We start from the raw sequence: 663 nt of genomic DNA, 5'->3' as shown, positions 1-663 counted from the left end.
AACGTCGCCGTCACCGGGCGGCGAGAGTGAAACGAACCATCAAAAGACGCGCTGACGCCGCTCCGGTGCACGGCATTGTTCGCCCCTACGCAGTCTTTCGAGTATGAAGAAGTTCACCAGCCTTGATTGGCCGCACGTCATCAGAACCGACGGTTACGAGCGCAACCGTATGCCCCCCCCCATCAACGAATTCGACCTCGTATCCCTTGCCGTCCTTGTAGACATGTACGACGGTCCCCACGTCCCCGCGAGTGAGGTTCTCGTGAGGCGGATCAGCGTCAAGTACAACGAGAGAGTGTTCGGAAATCATGACAGTCACTCGGGGTAGGCGGTAACCAATCTTGGTGGATCATCGTCCTCGACGATCCAGACCGTCAGGACCACGCCAAGGCGGTAATTTGGCCAACCGACGGTCCCCAACGCCTTGAATTTTAAACCAAAGCGGGTGGTTTCGGTATCGAACGTTGTGCAGTTTCGAGCAACAGCTAGTAGGTCAGCAGCGAGGTAGTGCCATTCGGCGCGGTCGTAGCCGAGGGAGTGGAACCAGATCGCCTTGGAGCCACCGTCGGGATGCGCAAGATTGAGCAGGTAGTCACGCACCTTTGCGTCTTCCACTACGGCTCGGTCTGCATCAGGTATCGGCATGAAGTTCTGTTGGCGAAC

General features: G+C 57.5%; 2 protein-coding genes. Both read right to left on the bottom strand.

The features are described from left to right. Positions 1-85 precede the first annotated feature (85 nt). Complete coding sequence (locus HFP54_RS26510) at positions 86-310, bottom strand: DUF4926 domain-containing protein (RefSeq protein WP_146415667.1); 225 nt, start codon at positions 308-310, stop codon at positions 86-88. A gap of 5 nt (positions 311-315) precedes the next feature. Continuing rightward, positions 316-663: DUF6883 domain-containing protein (locus tag HFP54_RS25075; protein WP_206036408.1), on the bottom strand; the 348-nt coding region annotated here is incomplete at its 5' end.

Origin of the sequence: Crateriforma spongiae (genome assembly GCF_012290005.1) — a bacterium.
Lineage (GTDB): Bacteria > Planctomycetota > Planctomycetia > Pirellulales > Pirellulaceae > Crateriforma > Crateriforma spongiae.
The sequence above is the reverse complement of the archived record's forward strand: the minus strand, read 5'-3'. Positions and strand labels throughout refer to the sequence as shown.